12 protein-coding genes and 1 riboswitch are annotated in these 22,761 nt (G+C 46.1%); of the genes, 1 reads left to right on the forward strand and 11 read right to left on the reverse strand.

Going from position 1 to position 22,761, the window contains the following annotated elements:
* Positions 1-34: 34 nt before the first annotated feature.
* From ACIRUQ_RS09795 to hisA, 8 genes are all read right to left on the reverse strand, one after another.
* Positions 35-2,308, reverse strand: coding sequence for a hypothetical protein (locus ACIRUQ_RS09795; protein WP_055290258.1), 2,274 nt, complete (start codon positions 2,306-2,308; stop codon positions 35-37).
* A gap of 157 nt (positions 2,309-2,465) precedes the next feature.
* Positions 2,466-3,713 carry a cohesin domain-containing protein gene (locus ACIRUQ_RS09800; RefSeq protein WP_021740267.1) on the reverse strand — a complete coding sequence of 416 codons (1,248 nt, stop codon included), beginning with the start codon at positions 3,711-3,713 and terminating at the stop codon, positions 2,466-2,468.
* Between the two features lie 79 nt (positions 3,714-3,792).
* Positions 3,793-7,491, reverse strand: coding sequence for a cadherin-like beta sandwich domain-containing protein (locus tag ACIRUQ_RS09805; RefSeq protein WP_055290259.1), 3,699 nt, complete (start codon positions 7,489-7,491; stop codon positions 3,793-3,795).
* A gap of 86 nt (positions 7,492-7,577) precedes the next feature.
* Positions 7,578-14,132 carry a cadherin-like beta sandwich domain-containing protein gene (locus tag ACIRUQ_RS09810; RefSeq protein ID WP_055290260.1) on the reverse strand — a complete coding sequence of 2,185 codons (6,555 nt, stop codon included), beginning with the start codon at positions 14,130-14,132 and terminating at the stop codon, positions 7,578-7,580.
* A 267-nt stretch (positions 14,133-14,399) separates the two neighbouring features.
* Positions 14,400-14,578, reverse strand: a riboswitch (cobalamin riboswitch).
* A 132-nt stretch (positions 14,579-14,710) separates the two neighbouring features.
* Positions 14,711-15,571 (reverse strand): diaminopimelate epimerase, encoded by an 861-nt coding sequence (dapF, locus tag ACIRUQ_RS09815; RefSeq protein ID WP_055290261.1) that lies wholly within the window; start codon positions 15,569-15,571, stop codon positions 14,711-14,713.
* Between the two features lie 86 nt (positions 15,572-15,657).
* Complete coding sequence (locus ACIRUQ_RS09820) at positions 15,658-16,206, reverse strand: ANTAR domain-containing response regulator (RefSeq protein WP_022036603.1); 549 nt, start codon at positions 16,204-16,206, stop codon at positions 15,658-15,660.
* Positions 16,207-16,225: 19 nt separating this feature from the next.
* A complete protein-coding gene (gene glnA / locus ACIRUQ_RS09825) occupies positions 16,226-17,551 on the reverse strand; it encodes a type I glutamate--ammonia ligase (RefSeq protein ID WP_022036604.1) in 1,326 nt (441 codons plus the stop codon).
* A gap of 161 nt (positions 17,552-17,712) precedes the next feature.
* Entirely contained in the window at positions 17,713-18,498 is a 786-nt protein-coding gene (gene hisA, locus ACIRUQ_RS09830; RefSeq protein ID WP_022036605.1) for a phosphoribosylformimino-5-aminoimidazole carboxamide ribotide isomerase, read from the reverse strand.
* A 329-nt stretch (positions 18,499-18,827) separates the two neighbouring features.
* On the opposite strand from hisA, the gene guaB reads away from it, so the two are divergent.
* On the forward strand, positions 18,828-20,285 hold the full coding sequence (guaB, locus tag ACIRUQ_RS09835) for an IMP dehydrogenase (protein WP_055290263.1): 1,458 nt from the start codon (positions 18,828-18,830) through the stop codon (positions 20,283-20,285).
* 358 nt (positions 20,286-20,643) lie between these two features.
* Here guaB and ACIRUQ_RS09840 read toward each other — a convergent pair whose 3' ends face one another.
* The 3 genes from ACIRUQ_RS09840 to ACIRUQ_RS09850 all read right to left on the reverse strand — a co-directional run bounded on the left by ACIRUQ_RS09840 (position 20,644) and on the right by ACIRUQ_RS09850 (position 22,747).
* On the reverse strand, positions 20,644-21,033 hold the full coding sequence (locus tag ACIRUQ_RS09840; RefSeq protein WP_055290264.1) for a hypothetical protein: 390 nt from the start codon (positions 21,031-21,033) through the stop codon (positions 20,644-20,646).
* A gap of 197 nt (positions 21,034-21,230) precedes the next feature.
* Positions 21,231-21,587 carry a stage V sporulation protein AE gene (spoVAE, locus tag ACIRUQ_RS09845; protein WP_022036607.1) on the reverse strand — a complete coding sequence of 119 codons (357 nt, stop codon included), beginning with the start codon at positions 21,585-21,587 and terminating at the stop codon, positions 21,231-21,233.
* Positions 21,588-21,625: 38 nt separating this feature from the next.
* Entirely contained in the window at positions 21,626-22,747 is a 1,122-nt protein-coding gene (locus ACIRUQ_RS09850) for a stage V sporulation protein AD (RefSeq protein WP_055290265.1), read from the reverse strand.
* Positions 22,748-22,761: the final 14 nt, after the last annotated feature.

Below are 22,761 nucleotides of genomic sequence, written 5' to 3' on the forward strand. Positions count from 1 at the left end.
CTGCGATCACCTGTGAAAAACATGATCCTCCTGTTTAATCATAGATACTTGAACTTGTATCCACTCCAATATCCTTACCCACACTCAGCGTGTAGATCAGATGGATTTCATCTCCGTCACGGATTGGCCGTGTTCCCATGGTCTGCGCAATATAATAGTGATTCAGCGTCACCATCCAACCGGAACCAGCAGTAAAGTCTCGTTCTCCCAGACTGTTCGGATTCTTCGGACCTTCTGCAATATCATACCCCAGCATCTCCAGAAGTGACCGTTCCTCAGCAGAAATGCTCCATCCGTCTGTGATACCGGTCTTCATGACATGGCGCAGGAAATAGCTGTCCGCATCCGCCACACCGTCATGAATCGTACTGTAACCATGTGCTGCCAGACGATTTTCCACGATCTGTGCCACCGTCTGATCGGATTTCGCCGTAATTGTCTCATCGATCATAGTACCAAGTCCCAGCACCTCACCGGATACGATCACACGCACCCTTGCCTCTTCCGCCACCGGATTGTAAGTAACCGTCAGTGTCTTCTCTGCCGTGTATCCCTCATTGTCCACCGCTTTGATCACTACAGTATTCGGTCCTTCTGTCAGAACCAGATTGTACTCATACGTACCATCCGTCTCACGGCTGTGATAGTCCTGATATGCTCCGTTCAGATAAAGTGTAAAATTCTGATTTGCCTTTAACTCATTTCCGTTATAATCGAATACCTTGATTGGAATGATAAACGGATTCTTGTTTACCGTCTCATTGGTAACATCAGCACGGATGACCGGTGCCTTTCTCTGGTTTTCTGCCGGATCCAGTACCCGTTCATAGGTGACAGACCAGGTGTACCACTGTGGTTCCCCGTCAGAATCCGTACAATATACTTTAATGTCCGTGCTTCTTGACGCATCCAGGGTGATTTGGATGTATCCGTCCGCTCCCGCCAGATCTGTGATATCCAGTGTACCGTAACGGTTCGTCATCTGGATCTTGTCAATCTTCTCCACACCGGTTACCGTGGAATTGCGTACCCGGAAAGAAAAATCACCGGATGTGGAGGCATATTTCAGCTTCGTGATTCCCTTGAATACTTTGTCACCGATGCCCGGATTGTTGGAGATCTTCTCTGTCCGGATTGAGCTCTCAAAACTGATCATAAAATTGTCGATTTTATAATTTACCGTACAGGAAATCGTCTTCTGGGTGTTGCCGCCCTCCCCGGCGGTTACTTTTAATTGATTGTTTCCCAGTGTCAGACCCATCCGGTAGATACCGTCAGAATCTGCTTTCTGTATCTTGTTATTCAGACGCACCCGGGCAGCCACATCATTGATGACACCACCGGAGGCTTTTCTCGCCCTGACCTCGATCCAGAATGAATCCTGCATCACCGTCAGTGCATCCTGATCATTGATGTACTCACCTGTCCGTGCATTTCTTACTACCAGTTCCACCTCGTTTTCCGGGTAGTAATAGATCGTATATATTTTAGTCGATGCGTCAATCTGGTTATATTTACTGTCACGGAAACGCACTGTGACATAGACCGAGTTGGCACCTTCCTTTAACGTCAGCGAATCCCTGCTCCTGCAGATCCGCCCGCTTCCATTCAAATTCACTGTCATGCTGACCAGTGTCAGCTGTTTTCCTTTTTCGGTGAGATCCACGGTAAAGGGATATTCCGGATCTGTCACCTCATCTCCGTCCTTCAAGCTTGTGGTAAATAACGCCGCAGACTGTGACGGATTCAATGTGGTCTGCTGACCACCATCGGATGGAATTCCGGAATTGCCCCCGGTAGTTCCATCGCCTGAACCATTGCCCTGATCATCGCCCGGCTGATCGGAACTTCCGTTTCCACTGCCGCCGCTCTGGTTTTTCTGGATCAGATTCATCAGACTGCCTGGAATATCGGCAGCCACTGCGTTCTGGATATTCGGATCGCTTATATTCTGATCCGGATTCTGTGTATCCTGATTCTGTTGCTGCTCCTGCTGAGGAGTATCCTGATTTTGTTCCTGTTTCTCTTCTTCCTGTTGCTGTTCTTCCTGTTCTGCCTGATTGGCGGAATCACCTGCATTAATATTTGCATTTCCGATATTCGCCAGCTGATCCATGTCCATATCCAGCGTAGAGGAAAGCAGATACATCCGTGATGCATCCGCACGGTTCCTGTCCATGGGATTTTCCGGGGCTGTCTTTCCAAAAGAAATCATCAGCGCCAGAAACAGAGCCACAATTCCGGCTCCCGCCAGTGCTCCTGTTATTTTCTTTTTATTTTTTCTGTTTCTACTTCCCGGTCTGTTCATGAAATTCCCCTGTTTTTTTTGACAAAAGCAGGTTTGTTCCGGTTGCAAAGTCCGAAACAAACCTGTTTTTTACTTCCTTGTGTCCATCTAAATGATGTGTATGCAATAATTGTCAGATAATTATTCGCAATCTGCCCACGCTACTTGCTTATTCACGTTAGAATCTGACTGCTCCTCCAACTACATTCCATACACCGTATGCATTTCTTACAGTTCCTGTATACCCAAAGTTGATGGCACCGTTCTCTACATACCACCAGCCACAGTTGCTGTCGTATACCAGTCCTGTGTAACCGAAGTTGATTGCACCGTTCTCTACATACCACCAGCCACAGTTACTGTCGTATACCAGTCCTGTGTAACCGAAGTTGATCGCACTGTTCTCTACATACCACCAGCCATAGTTGCTGTCATATACCAGTCCTGTGCGTACAAATGTGATTGTGCTGTTCTCCACATACCACCAGCCATATTCGTTTGCTGTCAGCCCTGTGAACGCAAATGTGATGGTTCCATTCTCTACATACCACCAGCCACAGTTCTTGTCATTGTACAGACCTGTGTAGCCAAAATTGATATTGCCATTCTCTACATACCACCAGCCATAGTTGCTGTCATATACCAGTCCTGTGTAGCCATAGTCGATGGTTCCACCAACTACATACCACCAGCCATACTCACACTCAGCGAGCCCTGTATAATCAAAATCTACCGCACCGTCTTTGATGTACCACCAGCCGCATACACTGTCATTGTACAGACCTGTGTACTCAGCATCTACTTTACCGGCTTTGACATAACGCCATCCGTAAACAGCATCATTGTAAAGTCCGTTATAAGTAGTATCTACTTCGCCTTCTTTTACATAGTAGATACCGTCTTCTCTCTCCTGAAGACCTGTGAACTCTCTTGCTTTGTCTCTGGTTGTTACATGTGCAGTCAGGTCAACCGGAGCTGTGCTCTCATTGCCGTCCGTGAAATACAGACCTTTGATCGCTACTTCTACCGGATCATCTACATATTTTAATACTTTAAATTTTAATGCAAACGTTGCTTCCGAGAAGGTAGTATCTTTTGCAGATGTCAGGTAAGAGAAATTTCCTCCCGCAGTGGATACCATCGCTTTCTCCGGAAGATCTTTTTTCTCAAGTCCCTCAAATTCCAGTACAGTTTCATCGTAGTTTCCTTTTAATTTACCAAGAAAACCTCTCAGCTTCTGCTCCGTTTTTACAGTTACCGGGATTTCCACTGTTTCCCCGATATAAGCACTGACATCTCCTGTTGAGCAGTCTACTTTGTAACTTGCTGCTGCCTTTGCATCTACAGTTCCGCCTGCTGCAAACATTACTGCTGCTGCCATGACGGTTGCGCCAAGCAATGCTGTCAATTTCTTTCTGACTTTCATGATTCTTCTCCTTTTCTTTTTTGGTGCCTTTTGTTTTATGATGTGCGTGTCAAAAGTTAATTTTGCTGTTTACATCATTTTATAACGCTGCGGTAATCTGATCCATCAGAATCGCCGCATCCGTCATATCTACTACATAATCCCCGTTCAGATCTCCCATAGTCTGATCTACGCTCCTGCCCGCAGTAAGGGCATCCAGTATCCACGACAGATCCGTCATATCGATTTTTCCGTCCTGATTCAGATCTCCCGGAGTCGGTGTTACGGGATCCGGCGGATTATCTCCACCGGTATATGCTGCGATATCAAGCTGCGCCCCATTGCTGAAACGCTGTGCATAACTCATTTCGTATAGATACAGGGTGCATTCCTCTTTTCCCAGCCCCGGAATGGTCACCACCTGGTCTCCTGCATGGATCGCAATACGCTGTCCCTGGGACTTCACCTCATTGGCAGCCGGAATATCAGCATACGCCCCACGGTAGGCCGGCAGGTAATACAGATACCCGTCAATATTCGCATGGATCCGGAGTGTCACGGAATCTGCGGTACGATTCGTCACATTCTCCCGGTCAATGGTAAATTCCGGCCAGTCATTGTTCCGGTACAGATTTATATAATAGCTGCGTGTAGTCACACCATCCTCTGCTGTCACTGTAATGCAGATACGCGCCGGATCGGTCTCAGATAACGGCCGCACTTTGTAGCGGGCACGGATCTGATCATCAAAAGCTGCCGTGGCCGGTGTGATTTCCTGTCCTGAACGGACCCCATCCACACCATATACTGCTGTCACTTTAACCGTCGCCTTGCTGTCTGCTGCTACCGGCCAGATATAATACGGTTCTCTGTCCTTTCCACTTCCGAAAAGTGAAGAATTGTACTCCGTGATATCCGGCTGGAATGCGGGTTCCATTTCCATCTCAAATACATTCACGATAGTGGAAAAACTGACCTGCAGCTGACTGAGACTGGTGTCACTGCTCTTCGTATGAATCGAAAACCGGTACGTTCTGGTCTGTCCCTCTCTGCCAAGCATTACGGAAAGTTCTGCTTTGCCGTCCACCAGCCGGATCTTCTGCTCTGCTCCTTCCTTACCGTTCACCGTCACAAGCGTTCCATCAGACACTTCAAACTTCATAGTAACCTCAGAAGTTCCTGCATCCAGGATCACCGTATGGTTTTCTGCCTGCCCGTCAAACGCTCCGCCATCATCAACGACGGCATTTCCGTCTGAAATGATAACATTTTCCAGATACAGGGAGGAAGATTTGATGGCATACATCCAACCGGATTCATACCGGACATACAGATTGCCATTTTTATCTGCCAGCACGGTACCGCTGCCGTTTCCATAGACCTCGCTCTGCTGATAAAGCAGCCCGCTGCCCTCGCCCGGGCTGGTAAGCCCTGCTTTATCTTTCAGCAGATAGATACTTCCATTTGTACTGTCTGTCGTAAAATATACGTAGACATATCCGGTCTGTTCTTCATAAGCTGTGGTCAGTGTACCGCTTCCTTTCGGGAATCCGCTGACATTCATCTGGTAAGCCAGGCTCAGTGTACCGTCTTTTCCGATATCCACCACATTCAGATGATACGGACTGTGAATTGTGCCATACGAATCCTTACCGGCACTTCCCACATAAAGTCTTCCCTGATATATCAGAGGGGTTCCACAGATTGTGTCATCCAGTCTGATCTGCTGTGCATGCTCTGTATCCGGCAATCCGTCCTCTGTCAGTGGATATGCACATACATATCCGTTCTCTGTGGAAAAATAGATGCTGCCGGATGCATAACTGATGGCACTGGAAGGTGCTCCCAATTCGGTGGAAAGTGCAATCGTCTGTACGGTTTCTCCGGTTTTCTTATTCAGGCAGTACAGACTGCCGGAACGGCCGCAGGCGTACAGATATGTTTCACCGGTATAAACACCGCTGCGGTAATAACCGCCGCTGTCATACTTCCGCCAGATTGGTGTCTTGTCCTCATCCTTCTGATCCACATTTTCATCTGCTGCGTTCAGACAGACAAGATTGCCATCTGCAAATCCTGCATACAGATATCCGGAATCATATCGGAGTGCGGTCGCTGTATTTCCTCCGATGACATCCGTATAAAGCCACAGCGATTCCAGATCTTTTGCTCGGAATGCCTGAATTCTTCCGTTCACCAGCGGAACAAAAATCATACCGTCCGCATACAGCGGTTTTGTAAAAGCACTGTTGCCTTTGCCCCGCATCTTTACGGACTTCACGGTCTCCCCGGTGTTCCGGTCCAGATAATACAGATATTGTCCCTGGAAACTGCAGATGTACTGCTCGACCAGGATACCATCGCTGATGCTGTTGGTATAATCCCCGTATGTACCATACTGTTTTTTCCATTTTACTTCTGCACCGGAAAGAGATTCCGGTGTCTGGGCTTCCAGGATGTTCTGATTGTCCTCCGTCTTCCAGTAGCTGCCCCATTCTGCGTTCAGCTGTTCCTGCTGACTGTCTGAGCCTTTTTTTAATGTAATCTGTTTTGTTTCACTATCCTTCACCTTAAAGGTTCCGGACTGTGACTGATAGCCCGGTGCCGATATCGTATAGGAATAAGCGGCACCTTTGATCAGTTCAAATGTTCCATTTTTCGGATCGATCTTCACTTTATCCGCATCATAGATGGAAACAACGGCATCCGCCGGTTCTGTATGTACGGATACATAGCAGATCTCATCCACATAAACTGTCACCACATATTCATAAGGTGATGACAGCGTTCCGTCTCCAGCCTGCAATACCAGCCGGATCTGACCATCGGTACGGTCTGCGATATCCACCGTATACGCACCATCCTCCGCTGCTTCTCCGTTTACGGTCAGACAGGTACTTGTCTTCTCCGCTCCGGTCATGGACAGATGGATCTGCTTTCTGCTGGACGGAACATGGAGGGAATACTGAAATGTCCGCTTGTCAAATGCCGGTGTATATGGCAGCTTTGTTCCCTGGTCATCCGTCAGAGTAAATCCACCCAGATATGTACCTCGCACTACCTGAATGTGATAGTCCTCCTGATAGTCTCCGTCTTTCACTTCGATAACCAGATCCTTCGGCTCAATATTGTAAGCTTTCAGAAGTCTTCCGGTGGAAGCACTGGTCAGGGATGTCACTTCATCCGACGGCAGATTCACTGCCACTTCCTGTCCGGAAGTCACGTCTGTGAATCTGGCTGTGATCTGTGCATTCTGCGCATCATCCCGCAGCTGTGGTCTGACAAATACCACATTGGTGCTCTCCGGCACCCGCAGGGTATATTCCCGCACACCCTCCGTTGCTTCCGTCAGTTCATAACGGTTGCTTCCGGAACTGTTCTGCATAAATACCATACTTTCCAGCATCGGCTCCTGTACGGTCACAAGTACCCGGCAGGTGGCAGTATAAGTTCCAACCTTTACTGTAATGACGGCTGTGCCGCCTTCGCCCTCCGGTGCTGTCACTGTGGCTGTCTTTCCATCCTGGGTTACCTGCACTACATCTGTGTCATCGGAACTCCAGATAACATCCGGCTGTTCTGTGGTATTCTCCGGCAGGAAAGATACCGTCAGGGTCTTACTTTCCCCGGTCTTCATCACCAGACTTGTTTTGCTGAGACGGATCCCCTCCATCACAACCTGTCCTGTCTGGCTGCTCACCGCCGCCTGCATGGGCTGTGGAAGGATGGCCGAAATGACAAGGAACAGTGTCAGCAGCCATGCTAGCCTTTTTGTAGTTTTCTTCTGTCTCCCTGTCATTTGGTTCTCCTCTCAGTCTGTTCTAAAATTGCTGTCGTCTTTTCCGAATCAATTGGCTGCGTCAATTGTTCAGATATTCTGGATGTTTATTTCTCGGTCAGCGTATCTAATAAAACAGAAACATCTGTCATATCAACGACACCGTCGCCATTGATATCACCGGTGGATAAGGATACAGATTCATTCTCTGTAATCTTGTCCAGTAATACGGCTACGTCTGTCAGATCTACGACATCGTCTTTGTTGACATCACCAAGTGTCCAGAGTCCCTTCAGAGATACGCTGCGGATTCTGGATGCTTTTCCATCTTCCTGTTTCAGAAGCATGTATACGTTATAGCCTGCTTTTGTCAGGCCTGTCAGTTCTAACGTATTCTCACCGGCAACAACATCTACAACCTTGCCCTCTTTTACGATGGTTTCTGCGTCCGGGGCTGCTTTATCAGCTTCCTGTGCCAGATAGTACAATGTACCTGCTTTGTTTGCTGTAACAGCTACTTTTGCTGCATTATCTGTACGTTCAACAACTGCATTCTCACCTAATGTCAAGGTTGGCAGTGCATCATTCGTATACAGCGTAATCAGATAATCTCTGCTTTGTGTTCCGTCTGCAGAAGTAACGGTAAGTTTTATCGCAGCTGTAGTGGCAACTCCTGCCCCATATTCAGCAAACTCTACTTCGACAAATGTTTCTCCTTTATAGTTTGTACGAATATTCAGCTCAGTTCCTTCCGGCAATGTACCACCGTTATAATCATCAATTCCACTTACGGCTGTTGCCTTAATTGTATCTGTGCTATTATTCTTAACAAACCATACATAACCGCTCATAATCTCCTTTGTAGAACTATATCCTGCAAGATAATCTGTCTTTACTGGATTGAATTCCGGATCCATCACATAGTTCTTGCCCATTCCATTATTTGGACTAGTATATACATACATATTGCTCAATGTCGGGCCACGGTAAATAGCAAAATTGTAAACTCTGGTATCTTCACCATTTACAAGTGTAACTTCTACATTTGTATTGTCTCCGGTTAAGGTAATATCCTGTTTTGCACCTTGAACACCATTAATGCGTACTTCTGTGCCCTCATTCGCAGTCAGATTTAATGTTACTTTTTCCGTACCCTGATCCACATTAAACCAGTGCTCTGCCACGCTGCCTGCAAAGTTTTTTCCGCCATCAAGCACTGCATTGCCACCAATCATTTCAATATTTTTCAAGTATGCATTGGAACGTTTCAATGCCATCTGCCATGCGGAATCATTTTTCAGGTAGATTGTTCCGTCGCTGTCCGCTACCGCACTTGCGATACAATACTGCTCATGGCTCGGCGTATACAATAATCCACTCTCCGGATCAGCCTCTGTCATGCCCGGTTTATCTTTTACCATGTACAGGGAACCTTTTGCACTGTTTACCAGGAAGTATACATATACATATCCTGTCTCATCCTCGTAACCGTTGATGATCAGTCCGGATGTCTGGCAGTAACCAAAATCAGTCTTGGTCGGAACCAGATAAGCTTTACTCATGGCACCGTTCTCCGGGTTGATATCTGCTACCAGGATAGATGCACCATCTTCGCCAAAAGCACTGCCACCGGAAATACCGATGTAGAGACGGTTATTGTAGATGGCTGGTGTACAGGTACTTGCGCCACCAAAGTATAACGGCTCAATCAGATTATCCAGATCTACTTTTCCATCTGCTGCCAGGTTATAAGAATACAGATATCCGCTCTGTGTAGAGAAATAGATTCTTCCATTATAATAGGAAACATCACTTCTTACTTTATCAGCCTTTGTCTGAATACGCTGTACTGTCACACCAGTATTTTTATCCATAACCATCAGTGCACCGCCGGCGTCTACTGAGAATACATAGTTGTCATTCGTCCATGCGCCTGCCCACCAGTAACCTGCGGTACTGTAATTGGTCCATAATGCAGTCTTCATCTCTGTCTGATCAGACGGATCTTCATCTGTCGCTGTCAGACACACGAAATCACCCTGCTGGAATCCCACATAAATCCTTCCGTTGTCATAACGGATCGGGCTGTTACAGGAACCTTTTCTTCCTTTGTAGCACCAGAGAGACTCCAATGTAGAAGCATTAAAGCATTGGATACCGCCGCCCAGCGGAACGAAGATCATTCCATCTGCATAGGTAACCGGGATCAGGTTGAAACCTGCATTCATAAAGCAGTCGCTGCTCTTTAATACTTCACCGGTTTCCTTGTCCAACATATATAATTTGCCGCCGGACTGTGTGTATACTTTGTTATCTACGATAACCGGTGTACTTCCGCTGGAAGGTGTGACAGAAGTACCCATCTGACGCTCCCATTTTACTTCGATACTTTCTTTTGTGATCGGAGTCTTGGACTTGATAACAGACTGATTGTTGGAGTCTGCACGGAATCCCGGATACTCTGCTTTCAGCTGTGGAAGCTTCTCACTCTCAGCTGCTTTATCCAGTGTAATGTTCAGTACAGAAGACTCAGCCAGTGTGATCTTGTCTGTCTTTCCTACATAACCGTCACAGGATGCGGTCCATGTATACTCTGTGCCCGGGAACATTTTAAATCTTCCATTTTCCGGATATACACGCTCGTTGTTTGCTGTGTACAGGCAGACCAGTGCATTTGCCGGCTCTGTCTTCGTTTCCAGATATACTGCTTCTACACGGTTGATCGTAACATTGTAGATAATCGGATTCTCGGAACCGTTATTTACCTTCACTGCTACTTTATTCTCACCGTTTTTGAGTGCCAGTGTGTAAACACCGCCTTTGGCACTTTCGCCATTAAACAGAACATCGGAGTCCTCCGGCTTACTGCTGTATGCCGGATCTACTGCTGCAAAAGTAACAGAAGAAACATCGTCTAATACATCCACGGAATACTCGGTTGTCTTATAAGAGAATTTAGGTGTAAATGCAATGGCATCACCATTCTGATCCGTTAATGTCAGATTTTTTAAGATTCCGTTGCGTTTTACATGAATGACATAATGTTCTTCTGCGTCACCCTTTGTCACAGTCATGTAAATATCATTGCCTTTTCCGCTGGCTTCAATCAGTTTATCATTGAACCAGATATAGGAATTATTTGCGCTGCCGGCCTGTGTAACTTCTCTGCCATCCTGACTGATGTAACGGAATGAATATTTTACCTCATTATCACTGTTTGCACCGGAAGCAAGGAGCGGTTTGAAGCCAACACTGTCACTGTCAGAATCTACAAAAAATGTTACTTCGCCTTTCTGATCAAAAGCCTGGTTTCCGGATATTCCGGACACTGCCAATGCACTTATTAACTCATGTTTCTCCGGAATTTCTTCCAGAGCAACGCTGCGGATTCCGGATACTTTTCCATCTTCCTGTTTCAGCAGCATATATACTTTGTATCCTGCTTTTGTCAGATCTGTCAGTTCTAACGTATTTGCGCCCTCAACTGCATCTGCACTCTTACCATCTTTCTGAATGGTTGCTGCGTCCGGGGCTGCTTTATCCGCTTTCTGTACCAGGTAATATAAAGTACCTGCTTTGTTTGCTGTTACATTAATCTTTGCACTGTTGTCTGTACGCTCAGCTACTGCATCATCCGCAATTGTCAGAACCGGCAGTGCACCGTTTGTGTAAACGGTTACGAGATAATCTCTTGTCTGTGTACCATCTGCGGATGTCAGAGTCAGTTTTACCGTTGCTGAAGTAGCAACTCCTGCAGTGTAATCAGAAAAATCGACGCAGATATTGCGATCGCCTTTATAGTTAGTTCTTATATTAATGCTGTCGCCTTCTGCTTTGTTTCTTACACCGCTGACAGCGGTTGCAGTCAGAACATCTGTACTGTTTGTCCAATTTACCCAGATATATGCAGAACGGATACTGGATGCAAGCGTAAGACCTGCGGAATAATTTGTCTGAACCGGATCAAACGCGGAATCCATGGTAAATACTTTTCCCATGCCGGCATTTGGATTGTCGGTAATGTTCATGCTGCTTAATGTCGGTCCACGGTAGATTACAAAGTTGTATACTCTTGTGGACTCACCTTTGATCAGCTGTACTTCTACCGGTGTTGTATCACCGGTCAATGTAATATCCTGTTTTGCACCCGGAACACTATTGATACGTACTTCTGTACCTGCATTAGCGGTCAGGTTCATCGTAACTTTTGATGTATTCAGATCTACATTTACCGTATGATCTGCAACACTTCCTGCAAAATCGTTGCCGCCATCTATGACTGCATTGCCGCCTGTCACTTCCACGTCGGTCAGATAGGATTCTGCACGTTTGAGTGCAAACTGCCATGCGGAATCATTTTTCAGGTAAATGGTTCCATCGCTGTCGGCTACCGCACTTGCGATACAGTACTGCTCATGGCTCGGATTGTAGAATAATCCACTCTCCGGATCCGCTTCTGTCATACCTGGCTTATCTTTTACCATGTACAGAGAACCTTTTGCACTGTTTACCAGGAAGTATACATATACATATCCGGTCTCTTCTTCATAGCCGTTGATGATCAGTCCGGATGTCTGGCAATATGCAAAATCAGATTTGGTCGGAACCAGATAAGCTTTGCTCATGGCACCTGTCTCCGGATTGATATCCGCTACCAGGATAGACGCTCCATCCTCACCAAAACCACTGCCACCGGAAATACCGATGTAGAGACGGTTGTTGTAAATAGCCGGTGTACAGGTACTTGCACCGCCATAATATAACGGCTCGATCAGGTTATCCAGATCTACTTTTCCATCTGCTGCCAGGTTGTAGGAATACAGATATCCGCTCTGTGTAGAGAAGTAGATTCTTCCGTTATAATAGGAAACATCACTTCTTACTTTGTCTGCTTTTGTCTGGATCCGCTGTACGGTCACACCGGTATTTTTATCCATGACCATCAGTGCGCCGCCTGCGTCTACGGCAAATACATAGTTGTCATTTGTCCATGCGCCGGCCCACCAGTAACCTTTCGTACTGTAATTGGTCCATAACGGTGTCTTCATTTCGGTCTGGTTGGACGGATCTTCATCAGTCGCTGTCAGACACACAAAATCGCCCATCTGGAAACCTACATAAATCCTTCCGTTCTCATAACGGATCGGGCTGTTGCAGGCACCGGTTCTTCCTTTATAACACCAGAGAGATTCCAGTGTGGAAGCGTTGAAGCACTGGATACCGCCGCCCAGCGGAACGAAGATCATTCCGTCTGCATAGGTAACCGGAATCAGGTTGAATCCTGCATTCATGAAACAGTCGCTGCTCTTTAAGACTTCACCTGTCTCTTTGTCCAGCATATATAATTTACCGCCGGACTGTGTATATACCTTGTTATCTACGATAACCGGTGTACTTCCGCTGGAAGGCGATACAGATGTACCCATCTGACGCTCCCATTTTACTTCGATACTTTCTTTTGTAATAGGAGTTTTTGCATTGATAACGGACTGATTGTTGGAGTCTGCACGGAATCCCGGATACTCTGCTTTCAGCTGTGGAAGTTTTTCACCTTCAGCGGCTTTGTCCAGTGTGATATCCAGTGTGGACGCTTCTGTCAGAGTGATCTTATCTGTTTTTCCCACATATCCTTCACAGGATGCAGTCCATGTATACTCTGTATTCGGAGCGAGATAGTATTTACCATTATCCTGATAAATACGCTCACCCTTGTCAGTATACAGACACACCTGTGCGTTTGCCGGCTCTACATTCACATCAAGAGTAGCGGATGCTGCTTTTGTGATCGTCAGTGTATATTCGTCTGCGCTTGCTGCGCCATTGTTTGGTTTGATCGTAACGACGTTCTCACCGTCTGCCACATCCAGCTTATATGTACCGTCTGCGGATGCTGTTCCGTTGAACAGAATCTCGGATTCCTCCGGATTCTGTAACTCTACCGGATCGATTGCTTTGATCGTTACATTTGATACATTGTCCAGTACCTGTGCTGTATAAGCAGTCTTTTTGGAAGAAAAAGACGGACTGATGGAAACTGCATTTCCGTTATGATCTGTCATGGACAGACCGGATAGTTTTGCAGATCGCACTACATGGATAACATACGTTTCAGTCACATCTCCCTTGGTTACTGTGAGACTCAGATCATTTCCTTTTCCGCTCACTCCCAGGAAGGCCTGGTCAAATCGCACATATACGTTACGTGCCGTATCTTCTTTTGTAAACTCTTTTCCATCCAGATCGATATACTTGAATGTATATTTCATGGACGGATCTTTGGAAGCTTCTGAATTCAGCACCGGCTTCATGGACAGATACGTTGCACTTGTATCTGCCGGAATAGTTACCTCGCCGTTTTCAAAAGCTTTTTCGCCGGAAATACCGGACACCAGGACACCACTCAGAAAATCATGTGTCTCTGAAACAGCCGTCGTATCTGTTTCTGTGGAAGCAACATCGGAAGTATACAGATCAGCATTCTGTCCTCCCTGTGCTTTTGTATTTTCATCTGAATCAATCTGTTGTGTTTCAGCATCTTCTGCCGAAACGGTCTGCTGTGTCGCAATCGCCGCATCGCTTACTGTGGTGGCTGCAGCGGGTACTACACAAGTGTTTACCGCAACAGCACAGCTCAGTAAGAGCGCAAGCCATCGTTTTCTCATATCTACGTTCCTCCTCCTTATTGCAGCGTGCTTCTGTCCATGCTTGGATTCTGCACGCAATTTGCCTGTTGCCTTTTAAACCGGTCCCCCTTCCGTATCATATTTAAAAAGCCAGGTATACCCCATCCGTTCACAGCTTTTCAGAAAAAAATGTTATGCTAATTCACGATCTCTGCGATACATTTTTTATAAAAAATCCAGATTTTCACCCCATTTTTCCTGATTTTTTGAAAAAAAATAAACATCCGTTTATGCCATCGGATATGTGTAGTATCTATACGCAATTGACTGTATTCTGACTAAGAGTTCATACCTACTTGCTGTCCCTTCCCAGTTTCCCAGTGGATCTGACAGTGTTCGTTCTCATTACAGCGGGGATAAGCCGTGCCGGAATCTAACCGGACTTCCAGAAAAATATCTATTTCACAACTGCATATTCCTGTATTCTTTTCTGTTTTTTATCATATCCTATGCACCATATTCTGTCAATGGATTTGCCGCTATTTTTCAGCAAAAAAACGATTTATCTGAACTTCCAAAAGTTATCTTTGGTATTTTTTCACAATTATAAACGCAATTTATCCAAACTTCCCATGGCAGATTTCCTCTGCCGGTCCTGTCAGATAAAGGTGCCCATGACGTCTGTCATATTGTACCAGAAGCTCTCCCCCGGTCATTCTTACCAGCACGGATGCACCGCATTTTTTCTGCCGCATGGCAGCTGCCACCGCTGCGCAGGCTCCGGTTCCACAAGCAAAGGTTTCACCGCAGCCCCGTTCCCAGACCCGCATCCACAGATGCTCTGCATCCTGTACCCAGACAACTTCCACATTCACCCCTTCCGGAAATATCTCCTCATTTCCAATAACGGTTCCTTCCTGTTTTAACGGGAACTGCATCATTGCTTCCCTACTTTCCACAAACAGTACACAGTGCGGATTTCCCATGGATACACAAACCGGCCGGAACAACAAAAAACGGGCAGATATGTGCTCCGGCACAAAATCCGGGGTTCCCATATCCACCCGAACTGAGCATATCCTGTCCGTTTCTTCCTTTTTTATCAGCTGCAGACGGTACAATCCTGCATCCGTCTCGATCAGCAGATTCACTTTTTCTGTTTTTCCATGATCATACACATATTTGCCCAGACAGCGGATGCCATTGCCGCACATTCTTGCCTGGCTTCCATCCGCATTGTACAGTTTCATCCGAAAATCTGCCTGTGGATGTCCCGCATTGCACACACAGATAACACCATCGGCTCCGATACCGCGGTGCCGGTCACAGAAATGTCTTACCAGCTCCGGCGACAGCTCACTTTCCTCACAGCAATGCTTTTCTGTTTCAAAGTCCTCTCTGCCGTTTTTCTGTCTGTGATCCGTATCATCAAGAATGATAAAATCATTTCCCAGACCATGCATTTTCACAAATTCCATGTGCATACTCCACATATCCTGTCTGGATATTATATGTATGACACTGCACATTTGTGCAATTTCTCTTTTTTACAACTTCAGACAAGTTACGAATCCAGCATACCGAGGATCATCTGTGCCGTCTCGGTAAAACTGGTTCCATTGTCCATACTCGTCTTCTGCAGATAACGATGGGCCTCTTCCTCCGTCATCTGATTTCGCTCCATCAAAATGGCCTTTGCTCGATCCACCAGCTCCTGCTCTTCTTTTGTACGCTTCCGCGGAGCATTCCGCCGCTTCCGGCGTTTCCGTTCCAGATTGTAAGATACCATTTCCACCGTGGACAGCAATTCATGGATTTTCAACGGCACAGACAGACCGACGATACCTGGCGTACCGTTCTCGTTCCACTGATCCTTTGTGGAAATAACGATCATCTCAAACCCCGGCGGCAGACATTCCGCCAGTTCCTGATAAATCATATCTGACAATTTATAAGTGCAAAGCACAAGTCCGTCCTGCAGACCGTTTGCTTCCTGAATAACCTGTGCACCGTTGGTACAGACACAGACCACCTGATAGCCGTTTCTGACGAGTACATTTTTTATATTTTTCCCGTTTTCCACTTTCGGGAATGCAACAATTATCCTTGTCAAAACTCAACCGTCCACCTTTTTAAAATTTGTCGAGATATGTGTCCACTTCCCATTCCGTTACAGCTTTGCAGTAACGATTCCATTCGTCCTTTTTGGAACCGATATATACGTTGCTGATATGCTCACCCAGGATTTCACGGATAAAAGCATCCCTTTCCATAGCGCATACCGCATCGTACAGATTCGTCGGCAGGGATTTGATATGCAGCTGCTCTTTCTCTTCCTCTGTCATATGGAAAATATTTTTCTGTATATTTTCCGGCGGTGTGATTTTGTTCTTAATGCCATCCAGTCCGGCTGCCAGGCACAATGCAATGGTCAGATACGGATTGGCTGCGCTGTCCGGACTTCTCAGTTCGATTCGTGTGCCGCTGCCAAAGGATGATGGAATACGGATCAGCGGACTTCTGTTTGTTACGGACCACGCAATATGAAGCGGTGCTTCAAATCCAGACACCAGTCGTTTGTAAGAATTTACCAGCGGATTTGTAATGGCAGTCATGCTGTATACATGTTTCATCAGACCGCCGATAAAATAATACGCATCCTGGCTCAGACCAAATCTGTCCGTTTCATCTGCAAAAATATTTCTGCCGTCTTTGCGCAATGACATATTGATATGCATACCGGAACCACTGACACCACTCTTTGGCTTCGGCATAAATGTGGCATGCATGCCGTGGCGTTTTGCAATCGTCTTCACTGCCAGCTTGAAGGTCATAATATTGTCTGCCGCATGCAGCGCCGGTTCATAACGAAAATCAATCTCATGCTGCCCCGGTGATGCTTCATGATGGGAAGCCTCGATCTCAAATCCCATATCCTCCAGTGTCAGCACCATGTCACGTCTTGCATTTTCGCCATGATCATTTGGTCCCATCTCAAAATAGCCGGCCTTTTCGGTAGTCTCCGTAGTCGGGCATCCGTTATCATCCGTATTAAACAGGAAAAATTCACACTCCGGTCCCACATCAAAGACATAGCCCATATCCTCTGCCTCTTTTACGACACGGCGCAGAATATAACGCGGATCTCCCTCAAACGGAGTACCGTCCGGGCGGTAAATATCACAGATGATACGTGCTACTTTGCCCTGCTGCGGTCTCCACGGAAAAATCGTAAAAGAATCCAGATCCGGATGCAGATACATATCGGATTCCTCGATCCCTACAAATCCTTCAATTGAAGAACCGTCAAACATACAACGGTTGTCCAGCGCTTTTTCCAGCTGACTGCTGGTGATGGCAACATTTTTCATATTGCCGAAAATATCTGTGAACTGAAGACGGATAAATTCCACATCTTCCTCTTCCACCATCTGCATAATATCACTTTTTGTATACATGGCATTTCCTCCCATTCATTTTTGCATTAATGCGGACACTCACAATCCGCTTTCGCTACTTGCTCATGAACACAGTCGCTTTGCAAAATTTCTACAAACTTTATTTTCTACTGTTATAGTATGATTTATTTGTTAATTAGGTTTATTATACTGATTTCTTCTCAGATTTCAAATTTTTTTCCAAACTCCAGCACATCTTCAAACTTCATACTGCCGCCGAACAGATCCAGTGCACTTCCGATGGTATAATTCAAATGATGCTTTCCATACTCTGACAGTTCCTTTAAGTTCTCAAAACTTCCAATACCGCCGGCATAAGTCACCGGTATCTTGTTCCAGTTTCCCAGCAATTCTACCAGACCACACTCAATGCCGGAAGCCTTTCCTTCCACATCCACTGCGTGGATCAAGAATTCATCCGCATAGCCTTGCAGCCGGTCCAGCAGTTCCTCTGTCACACACTCGTCGGTAAATTTCTGCCAGCGGTCTGTTACGATATAATAAGCACCGTCTTTTTTTCGACAGCTCAGATCCAGCACAAGATGCTCTTTTCCAACTGCCTGCACCAGTTTTTCCAGCCGGCCATAATCCACTTTTCCGTCACGGAACACATAAGATGTCACGATCACATGGCTCGCACCTGCCATCAGAAACTCATGGGCATTCTCTGCTGTAATACCGCCGCCCACCTGCAATCCACCGGGATACACCTGCAGTGCCGCCAGAGCCTGCAGCTTTGTCGCTTCATAATAAGAAGAATCCCGTGCATTCAACAGAATAATATGTCCGCCACTGATGCCATGCGTCTTATACAGTTGTGCATAAAACGGTGCATCCTGCTCCGACACAAAATTTTCTGCTGCCTGATCATTCTGATCCTTTAATGTTCCGCCTACAATCTGTTTTACCTTTCCATTATGAATGTCAATACAAGGACGAAATTCCATACAACTCTCCTTTTTCTTTCACAGTTTTTACTTATACTTCTCATACTTTTTCTTCGCACTTCAGACTGACAATCCCTTTTTTACATCAGGTTATTAATCTTATTACCTGAACTTATGTCTGCTTTGTGGCTTTCTTCTAATATTTTGCAAAGTATACAGATAAAATATCACAAACTGTAAAAAAAAGAAACCTTTCGGTAAAAGTCATTGACATAATAATTTTTAATTACTATAATATCTTCAAATTAATCTATTTATTTTAAAGAAATCAGAAAAACAGCAGTGTTTTTCTTTTTTTGCTCACAAAAGCATAAGAGGGAGGATAAGAAATGGCAAAAATTATTGGCGAAGGTATTACATTTGATGACGTACTGCTCGTTCCGGCGTACTCCGAAGTTACTCCGAACATGGTTGATCTTACAACCAAATTAACCAACAAAATCACATTAAACATTCCGATGATGAGCGCCAGCATGGATACAGTTAGCGAACATCGCATGGCTATCGCAATGGCAAGACAGGGCGGTATCGGTATCATTCACAAAAACATGTCTATCGAAGCACAGGCTGACGAAGTAGACAAAGTAAAACGTTCCGAAAATGGAGTTATCACAGATCCATTCTCCCTTTCCGCAGATCACACACTTCAGGATGCAGATGACCTTATGGCAAAATTCCGCATCTCCGGTGTACCAATCGTAAAAGAAGATGGTACTCTGATTGGTATCATCACAAACCGTGATCTCAAATTCGAGACCGATTTCACTAAGAAAATCAGCGAGAGCATGACCAGTGAAGGGCTGATCACCGCTCCGGAAGGTATTACTCTGGACGAAGCAAAAGCAATTCTTGCAAAAGCCAGAAAAGAAAAACTTCCAATTGTTGACAAAGACTTCAAATTAAAAGGTCTGATCACAATCAAAGATATTGAGAAACAGATCAAATATCCGCTTTCTGCAAAAGATGAACAGGGACGTCTGCTCTGCGGTGCCGGTGTAGGTATCACAGCAAACATGATGGAACGTATCGATGCTCTGGTAAATGCACACGTAGATGTCATCGTCGTAGACTCCGCACACGGACATTCCGCAAATATCATTAAAGCAGTACGCCAGATCAAAGAGAAATATCCGGATCTGCAGATTATCGCAGGTAATGTTGCAACCGGTGCAGCTACCAAAGCACTGATCGAAGCAGGTGCTGACGCAGTCAAAGTAGGTATCGGACCTGGTTCTATCTGTACTACACGTGTCGTTGCAGGTATCGGTGTTCCGCAGATCACAGCTGTTATGGACTGCTATGAAGTAGCAAAAGAATACAATATTCCGATCATCGCAGATGGTGGTATCAAATACTCCGGAGATATGACAAAAGCTCTGGCTGCAGGTGCCAGCGTATGTATGATGGGTTCCATGTTTGCAGGATGTGACGAAGCTCCGGGTGCTTTTGAATTATATCAGGGACGTAAATACAAAGTGTACCGTGGTATGGGATCTCTTGCAGCTATGGAAAACGGAAGTAAAGACCGTTACTTCCAGCAGAATGCAAAGAAACTTGTTCCGGAAGGTGTGGAAGGCCGTGTTGCTTATAAAGGCAGCGTAGAGGATATTATCTTCCAGCTCATCGGCGGTATCCGTGCAGGTATGGGTTACTGCGGTGCTCCTACCATCAAAGATTTGATCGAAACCAGCAACTTTGTGAAGATTTCCGCTGCATCACTGAAAGAGAGCCATCCACATGATATCCATATCACAAAAGAAGCTCCGAACTACAGTATCGACGAATAAAAAATTGATAGCTAGTTAAATAGTTAATTAAAAAGGAGAAGAACTCAGATGAGTGCCTGGGGCTAAGACGCCCTGCATCACTAATCTAAGTTCTTCTCCTTATCTACGTTCCATAAGTTTATCTCAGTCGAGAAGACTCCCACTTCTGTAAGTGGTGAGTAATAACAAGCCTTTCTCAGTGGGAGTACAATCTCCGACTGAGATAAACGCTCCGCGAGGGCGCACATTGTCTGGGAGACAATGGTTTTGCGCCGACCGGAACGAAGTGTAGATGTGCAGTGATTCTGAGAAGAATATGTCAGCTTTCGCTGACCAGAATCACGCACCAAGTCTCACGTACGTTCGACTTGAATTTGTACTACTCCATTCCTGCCGTATTTCCGGTCGTATTTTCCACATGATCTCTCTCGACATCAGTATCTCCGGTTACGCCGTTCTTGATGGCTTCTCCGGTGTCTTCCACTGCGTCTTTCGCATTCTCTGCCGCATCTCGCATATGTTCACCGGTTGTTCCATAATCGATCCCGTTTGTATCAGATCTGTCATTTACGGTTCCGTTACTATCTGTTGTGGCATTATCATCCACGATGTTATTGTCGTTGGCTCCGTTTTTATCGGTGCCGTTCTCTGTAACAGAATGATTGTTTGTCCCGTTGTTCATATCCTTATTATTTTTTCCACATGCAGCAAAGGTGGTCAGACTCAGTGCCAGCACAAGAATAAATGCGATCTGTTTCAATTTGTTCATATCGGTAATTCTCCTTTTCACATCAGTTTTATATTCTTACTATACGACATTTTTTTCTTTTTATTCACAATCTGTTTTTTTCCTTTTTCGAATTTTGCAGAAGCACTTTTGCCTCTTCTATTCTGTGTAAAGCGGACATTTGCAATCCGCTTTCACTACTTGCTCATGAACGCAGTCGCTTTGATTTACATGTTTTATTACTTTCGCATTTTTGAATTGAAGATCAATGATGCCAGATAGCCAAAGATCAATGCCGCCGACACACCTGCCGCACAGGCGGTGAATCCGCCGGTAAACAGGCCGAGAAATCCGCTCTCGTCAATGGCCGTCTTCATTCCTTTCCACAGCGTATTTCCAAATCCAAGCAGCGGCACAGTCGCTCCCGCACCTGCAAATTTGGTAAACGGTTCATAGATTCCGACCGCCCCGAGCACAGCACCGGAACACACCAGCAATACCATCACCCGTCCCGGAAGCAGTTTCGTCTTATCCAGTAGTATCTGCACCAACGCACAGATGGCTCCGCCCACCCAAAATGCATTCACATAATCCATAGCAGCCTTCCTCCTATCACTTTCTTATGATTTTGGCTTCAGTTCTCAGCGGCTTCCAGCACAACTGCATGTGCGATGCCCGGAATGTTTTCCCCCTCATTGAAACTGATTTTGGACAACAGTGCCCCTGTCGGCACGAACAGGATCCGCTTCAGTTCGCCCCGGCGCAGCATCGGCAGAAAATGTGCACACATGGTGACTGCCGCGCAGCCACAGCCACTGCCGCCGCTTCCTGTGCCCTGGACTTCATTGTCAAAGATTTCCAGTCCGCAATCTGTATGAAAGCTGCCAATGTCGATCTTTTTCTGTGCCAACAGATCCAGTAAGATTTCTCTGCCGACAGCCCCCAGATCCCCGGTAATGATTTTGTCATACCAGGATGGACTTCTGGAAAAATCTTGCAGATGCGCCTGAATACAGGCCGCTGCCGCCGGAGCCATAGCGGCTCCCATATTCATGGAATCCCGCACACCGTAATCTACGATTTTCCCGGTGGTGATGCCGGTGATGCGAACACCACAAACCTTTTGTTTTGTATCATCTGCAATTTCCTGTTCCGCTCTTTTTATCATCGGACTTCCTGAATCAGTTCTTTTTCTGTTATCTGAGTAGTTCTGCTTTTTACCGGATTCTCTGCCAAGTAAAAAGGCTCCGGCTCCCGTAACCGTCCAGGTAGTACATAAGGGCCTTTGATTGGCATACTCCAGGGGAAAGCGAAACTGCTTCTCCGCACTGGCAAAATGGCTGGAAGTAACGGCACCCACCACATCTGCATAACCTGCTGCCACCGTCATTGCCGCTAACGCCAGTGATTCCCCGGCGGTGGAGCATGCTCCGTACAGGCCAAACAGTGGTATTTCAAAAGATTGCAATCCGAAGGATGTCGCCATGGACTGCCCCAGCAGATCTCCGGCGAACAGATACCGCAGTTCCTCCGCCTTCAGACCGGCTTTTCCCAGTGCCAGCGTCAATGCTTCTTTCTGCAGGGTGCTCTCCGCCTCTTCCCAGATATCACAGCCAAAGTTGTCATCTTCACCAATCAGATCGATCTCATGACCGATTGGGCCTTCTCCTTCTTTTGTGCCTGCGATACAGCCACTGCTGATGATCCAGGGCGGATTTTCAAACTGCAGGCTCTGTCGTCCCATCTGTTGCGCCATATTCCCTCATCTCC

Origin of the sequence: Eubacterium ramulus (assembly GCF_045002895.1) — a bacterium.
Taxonomy (GTDB): domain Bacteria; phylum Bacillota; class Clostridia; order Lachnospirales; family Lachnospiraceae; genus Eubacterium_I; species Eubacterium_I ramulus.